Origin of the sequence: Streptomyces sp. NPDC005728, from assembly GCF_040630895.1 — a bacterium.
Lineage (GTDB): Bacteria > Actinomycetota > Actinomycetes > Streptomycetales > Streptomycetaceae > Streptomyces.
In genome coordinates this window covers 111,633-118,027 of sequence record NZ_JBEXYL010000021.1, presented here as the reverse complement: position 1 = coordinate 118,027, position 6,395 = coordinate 111,633, and the positions used below count along the sequence as shown (strand labels likewise).

The following is a 6,395-nucleotide window of genomic DNA, read 5'->3' as shown; positions in this document are numbered from 1 at the left end:
CGATCGGGTCCAGGAAGCCGTTCTCCGCCGCCGTACCGTGATCCATCGTGTCGCCGGAGTCGACGATCACGTTCACCCGGTACTGCTCCACCAGCGAGGCGATGATCTTCCAGCTCGCCGGGTTGAGGTGGATGTCGGAGACGTGCAGGACCCGCAGGGTGGCGGGGTCCGGCTGGTAGGCGGGGAGGGTCGACGTGACGTCGTAGAGCTTGGTCACGTTCGTCACCAGGCGCGCCAACTCCTTCTGGTAGACGTCGAATTCGGTGACGATGTTGCGTGCGTTGCCGACCACGGACGGCGCCGAGGACAGCAGTCCGGAGAACTTCGGTTCCAGGACCGACTTCGGGTTCCAGGTGGCGTAGGCCGTCGCGCCCGACGCGGCGAGCAGGGCGAGGGCCAGGCCGCCGGCCGCCAGGGCGCGGCGCGGGCGGCGGTAGACGGCGAGGCCGAGGGCCGTCGCGCCGGAGACCACGGCGACCGAGGAGCGTACGGCGAGGTCGAGCGTGCCGTGCTCGACGTCCCGGGCCACCTCGTCCTGGAGGCCGGAGAGCCGCTCGGGGTGGTCGACGAGGGCCTGGGAGCGGAGCGGGTCGAGCTGGTCGACGTTCACGTCCAGGCGGACGGGGGCGACATGGCTGTCCAGGGTCAGCGCGCCCAGCGGGGAGACGTTGATCTTCGTGCCGCCGGTGAGGGACGGGCGCAGTGCCATGGTCGTGTTCATCGGGCCGACCGGGGCCCGCACGCTCCCGACGATCAGCAGGCCCAGCCAGGCGCCGACGAGGACCACCGCGGTGAGGCCGAGGGCGCGCAGCCAGGGGTTGAGGCGGGCCGCCGGTTCGAGTGGAGGCAGGGCGGGGGCGGGCCTGCGGGTGCGGCGGGCAGGGCGGGTGCGGCGGCTGCGGAGGGCTGCGACGAGGACGCGGACGCGGGCCATTGGGGCCGTATGCCCACGCCCGGGCGCGGATATGCGACGGTTCGCCACTCTCGTACGGGCCTGTCGTCACGGACAATGACCGTGTGCTGGAGATGACGCGCGAGGAGTTCGAGGAACTGGTCGCCGAGGCGCTCGACCGGATCCCGCCGGAGCTGACGCGGCTGATGGACAACGTGGCGGTGTTCGTCGAGGACGAACCGCCCGCGGACGATCCCGAGCTGCTGGGGCTGTACGAGGGGACGCCGCTGACCGAGCGGGGCGAGTGGTACGCGGGTGTGCTGCCGGACCGGATCACGATCTACCGGGGGCCGACGCTCAGGATGTGCGAGAGCCGCGAGGACGTCGTCGCCGAGACCGAGGTCACCGTGGTGCACGAGATCGCCCATCACTTCGGCATCGACGACGCCCGGCTGCACGCGCTCGGATACGGGTGAGCGGCCGGGGCAACGGTTCGTGCGGGGCGCGTGTCCTCTTGTGGGCGGCGGGAGTTGGGGAGGTTGACTCCCTTTCTTGCCTCCGGAGGTGGCCACCGTGCGCCCCTTGTACGTATCCGTCCGACTGGCCGCCGCGCTGCTGTCCGTCACGGCCGCCGCCGGTTGTGTGAGCGTGGGTGACGACGCCGGCCGGGCCAGGCCCTCGCACTCTGCGGGGCAGCGGGGCGGTGAGGTGCCCGACGGGGGCCCGGTGATGGGCGGGGGCGGCCTCGGCCACGGCGGCGGGTCCGGGGACGGCAAGCACGAGCACGGCGGCAAGGCGAAGCCCGGGAAGTCGGCCTCGGCCTCGGCCACGCCGTCCGCGACGGGCAGCGCCCCGGCCGCGCCGACGAAGCCGGGAAAGCCCACCGGGCCCGGTGGCGACCCGGCGCCGACCAAGGAGCAGCCGACGCCCCCGGCGACCTCCGCGCCGCCCGAGCCCCCGGCGTCCACCCCGCCCCCGCCGGTCTCCGAGCCGCCGTCGGCCGAGCCGTCGTCCTCGGCCCACGAGGAGACGGGAACGCAGCTGGCGCAGCGGGAGCCGGCACCTGCGGCGGGGACGCCTGCGTAGGGACGTGACCGGCGTCTCCTGGGTTCGGTTTGCCTTGGTGGGCGTTGGGTGCGTATGGTGGTAGATCGTTTGATCCCATTTGCCCGGCGCCACTGCAGAGCGCGCCGTGTGGCGCGTACTCTCCCTTGCCGTGGCGGACCGCATTGAGGCGGTCGTGAGCGAATCACGGAGTTGACGGGCGCGTGCCGAAGAGACTCCGGAAGGTTTCGCATTCGCATGTCCGTGTCCAGTACTGATCCCATCGTCATGTCCGAGAACACCCAGGACGACGATCTGGTGACCGAGGTCACCGAGACCAGTGACACCCCCCAGACCACCTTTGCCGACCTCGGTCTCCCCGAGGGCATCGTGCGCAAGCTCGCACAGAACGGCGTGACCACCCCCTTCCCGATCCAGGCCGCGACCATCCCGGACGCCCTGACCGGCAAGGACATCCTCGGCCGCGGCCGCACCGGCTCCGGCAAGACCCTCTCCTTCGGTCTGCCGACCCTGGCCTCGCTGGCCGGCGGACGCACCGAGAAGAAGCGGCCCCGCGCCGTCATCCTCACCCCGACCCGTGAGCTGGCCATGCAGGTCGCGGACGCCCTCCAGCCGTACGGCGACGTCCTCGGCCTGAAGATGAAGGTCGTCTGCGGCGGTACGTCCATGGGCAACCAGATCTACGCCCTGGAGCGCGGTGTCGACATCCTCGTCGCCACCCCGGGCCGCCTCCGCGACATCATCAACCGCGGCGCCTGCTCCCTGGAGGACGTGCAGATCGCCGTCCTCGACGAGGCCGACCAGATGTCCGACCTGGGCTTCCTGCCCGAGGTCACCGAGCTGCTCGACCAGGTCCCGGCCGGCGGCCAGCGCATGCTCTTCTCGGCCACCATGGAGAACGAGATCTCCACGCTGGTCAAGCGCTACCTGGTCGACCCGGTCTCGCACGAGGTCGACGCCGCCCAGGGCGCGGTGACGACCATGTCGCACCACATCCTCATCGTGAAGCCCAAGGACAAGGCGCCGGTCACCGCCGCGATCGCCTCGCGCAAGGGCCGCACGATCATCTTCGTCCGCACCCAGCTGGGCGCCGACCGCATCGCCGAGCAGCTGCGCGACGCCGGTGTGAAGGCCGACGCGCTGCACGGCGGCATGACGCAGGGCGCGCGCACCCGGACGCTGGCCGACTTCAAGGACGGCTACGTCAACGCGCTCGTCGCCACCGACGTCGCCGCGCGCGGCATCCACGTCGACGGCATCGACCTGGTCCTGAACGTCGACCCGGCGGGCGACCACAAGGACTACCTGCACCGCTCCGGCCGTACGGCCCGCGCCGGCCGCACCGGCACGGTCGTGTCCCTGTCGCTGCCGCACCAGCGCCGCCAGATCTTCCGACTCATGGAGGACGCCGGCGTCGACGCCGCGCGTCACATCATCCAGGGCGGTGCCGCCTTCGACCCGGAGGTCGCCGAGATCACCGGCGCCCGCTCCATGACCGAGGTCCAGGCCGAGTCCGCGGGCAACGCCGCCCAGCAGGCCGAGCGCGAGGTCACCCAGCTCACCAAGGAGCTGGAGCGCGCGCAGCGCCGCGCGACCGAGCTGCGCGAGGAGGCCGACCGCCTCGTCGCCCGGGTCGCCCGGGAGCGTGGCGAGGACCCGGAGACGGCGGTGGCCGAGGCCCAGGCAGCCGCGGCCGAGGCCGTGGTCGAGACGTCCGTGACGGAGGAGCCGGCGGAGCAGCGCGTGACCGAGCGCGAGGAGCGTCCGGCGGCTTCGGGGTCGTACGAGCGCCGGGAGCGTCGTCCGTTCGACCGCGACCGGGGCGAGCGGGGCTTCGAGCGCCGTGACGACCGCGGTGACCGCGGTGGGCGTTCCTTCGAGCGTCGCGACGACCGTGGTGGCCGTGGCTTCGAGCGCCGCGACGACCGCGGTGACCGCGGTGGCCGTTCCTTCGAGCGCCGTGACGACCGCGGTGACCGCGGTGGGCGTTCCTTCGAGCGTCGCGACGACCGTGGTGGCCGTGGCTTCGAGCGCCGCGACGACCGCGGTGACCGCGGTGGCCGTTCCTTCGAGCGCCGCGACGAGCGTCGTCCCTTCGACCGCGACCGTGGCTTCGAGCGTCGGGACGACCGGGGTGACCGTGGTGGCCGTTCCTTCGAGCGTCGCGACGACCGGGGCGGCTTCCGCCGCGACGAGCGTGGTGGGCACCGGGGCAGCGACCGTCCGTTCAACCGCGACCGTCGTGACGACCGCCCGGGCTTCCGCTCCGCCGGTCACGACCGCCCCGCGGGTCACGACCGCCCCTACGGCCGTCGTGACGACCACCGTGGCACCGGCGGCGGCTCCTTCGGCCGCCGCGAGGACAAGCCGCGCTGGAAGCGCAACGGCTGACACACGATGAGGGACCGGCCCGTGCGCCGGTGACCGAACACGGCTGCGGGCCCCGGATGTTTCCGGGGCCCGCAGCCGTTTCGTTTCAGCAGGCGGACATCTCAGCAGGCGGACAGGGGGGAGCGGACCGTGTGCCGGGTGCGCTGGAGCCGCAGGGCGAGCTGCACCTCCAGCGCCCGCACCGGCTCCTGCCAGGTGGGCCCGAGGAGATCGGTGATCCGTTCCAGGCGCCGGGAGACCGTGTTGGGGTGCACATGGAGGGCCTCGGCGGCCCGGCGGGGGCTGCCGCCGGACGCGAAGTAGGCCTCCAGGGTGTGGACGAGATCGGTGCAGTGCTGGTCGTCGTAGGTGATCACCGGGCCGATCGTGGTCTGCACGAAGGCCGTGATGTCGGGGCTGTCGGCGAGCAGCAGACCGAGGAATCCCAGTTCCTGTGCCGAGGCGCTGCCCCCGTCGGTGCCGAGCGCGGTGAGCGCCTCCAGGCACCGCCTGGCCTCCTGGTACGTGCCGTGGACCGAGCCTGCACGGGCGACCGGCCCGGCCGAGCCGACCGTGACCCGGCGGCCGGTCACCGAGGACAGCTCGGCGGTGACCGCCCGCCCCGCGGACCCCGAGTCCGTGCCCGGGACCAGCAGTACCAGGCAGTCGTCCACGATGGTCTGCAGTCCGGCCATGCGGTGGGCGTACGACGAGGCCCAGACCAGGGCCCGGCCGCTCGCCCCGCCGTCCGGCCGGGCGATCAGCACCACGTGCGGGTCGTCCAGGGCGACGCCGAGGCGCCGGGCGTGTACGGCGAGCTGCTCGGGCGCGCGGGGTGAGTCGCCGATCAGGTCCTGGAGGAGCCGGCTGCGGCCCCCGTCGGCGGAGGTGTCGGTACCGGCCTGGATGCGCAGCAGGACCGCGGTGGACTGGGCGGTGGCCCGCAGCAGCCGGAGCTGGTACTCGATCGCCGGGCCGTCCGTGGCCAGGATCAGCGTGCCGAGCACTTCGCGGCCGGCGGTGGCGGGGCACAGCCACAGGTCGTCAGCGGAGCGGATGGGGGCGAGTTCGGTGTGGGCGTCCAGCGTCCGCTGGAACAGCTCCGCCTCGTCGAAGTCGGGGAACCCGTCCGTCACCGCCAGGGTCCGGCCGGTGGCGTCGCGCACCATCAGTGCGCCGCCCATCTCGGCCGCGGCGCGGGCGGCCACCTCGCCCAGCCCGCAGCCGCTCAGCACCATGTCGATCAGCCGGGTGTGGACGCCGCCGACCAGGCGCTCGGCGGTGGAGGAGTCCAGCGCCCGGGACACGTCGTGTTCGAGTTCGCTGATCTCGGAGCGGGTCTGGGCGAGCAGCCGGGCCTTCTTGATGGCCAGGGAGGCGAGGTCGCCCAGGGAGGACATCAAGGTGATCTCGTCGGGCGTGAGGTGGCGCACCGAGCGGTCGGCGCCGTAGAGCGCGCCGAAGGTGCTGCTGCCTTCCTTCAGGGGCACCGCCATCAGACCGTGCAGGCCTTCCGCGGTGACCACCTCGTCGGTGGCCGCGGAGTGCGGAAAGCGGTCGTCGGTGAGGTAGTCGGCGGTCCAGAAGGGGGCGGACCGGTCGGCCGCCGCGTTGCCGACGCCGGCGTGGGCCGGGACCACGAACCCCGGGGTCATGGTGGAGACGTGGCCGTCGGATATGCGGACGCAGGCGGGGCCGTCGGCGGGGTCCCTGAGGGTGATCCAGGACATGTCGAAGTTGAGGAGCAGCCGGGCCCGGCGGGTGATCACCTGCAGCAGCGTGTCCACGTCGTACGGGAGGGTCAGTTCCCGTGCGATGTCCACGAGCGCCGCGAGGGCGGCCTCGCGCTGCTGGCGGCGGGCGAACAGACCGTGGACGTCCAGGGCCAGGGTCCGCGCGCGGTCGAGGAGGGCCAGGGACTCGGGCGGCACCGGTGCGCCGGATCCGGTCTCCGAGAGAGATTCGAAGCGGTCGGGCGGGGCTTCGCTGGCGAGCAGTTCGAGAAGTCTGAGCAGTTCGTCCTGTACGAAGTCGTCCGTGTGCCGCATCGACCTCACCCCCAGTTTGA

Annotated in this window: 5 protein-coding genes; 3 read left to right on the top strand and 2 right to left on the bottom strand. The window is 72.8% G+C overall.

Going from position 1 to position 6,395, the window contains the following annotated elements:
• A partial coding sequence (locus tag ABZ471_RS17030; RefSeq protein ID WP_359067167.1) for a metallophosphoesterase occupies window positions 1-934 on the bottom strand: 934 nt, incomplete at its 3' end.
• Between the two features lie 83 nt (window positions 935-1,017).
• Here ABZ471_RS17030 and ABZ471_RS17025 point away from each other — a divergent pair.
• The 3 genes from ABZ471_RS17025 (at window position 1,018) to ABZ471_RS17015 (ending at window position 4,348) form a co-directional block, all read left to right on the top strand.
• A complete protein-coding gene (locus ABZ471_RS17025; RefSeq protein WP_359067165.1) occupies window positions 1,018-1,368 on the top strand; it encodes a metallopeptidase family protein in 351 nt (116 codons plus the stop codon).
• Between the two features lie 97 nt (window positions 1,369-1,465).
• Window positions 1,466-1,978, top strand: coding sequence for a hypothetical protein (locus ABZ471_RS17020; protein WP_359067163.1), 513 nt, complete (start codon window positions 1,466-1,468; stop codon window positions 1,976-1,978).
• 216 nt (window positions 1,979-2,194) lie between these two features.
• The gene (locus ABZ471_RS17015; protein ID WP_359067161.1) at window positions 2,195-4,348 is read left to right on the top strand and encodes a DEAD/DEAH box helicase; all 2,154 of its coding nucleotides are present in this window, start codon (window positions 2,195-2,197) and stop codon (window positions 4,346-4,348) included.
• Between the two features lie 101 nt (window positions 4,349-4,449).
• Here ABZ471_RS17015 and ABZ471_RS17010 read toward each other — a convergent pair whose 3' ends face one another.
• The gene (locus tag ABZ471_RS17010) at window positions 4,450-6,375 is read right to left on the bottom strand and encodes a helix-turn-helix domain-containing protein (protein ID WP_359067159.1); all 1,926 of its coding nucleotides are present in this window, start codon (window positions 6,373-6,375) and stop codon (window positions 4,450-4,452) included.
• Window positions 6,376-6,395: the final 20 nt, after the last annotated feature.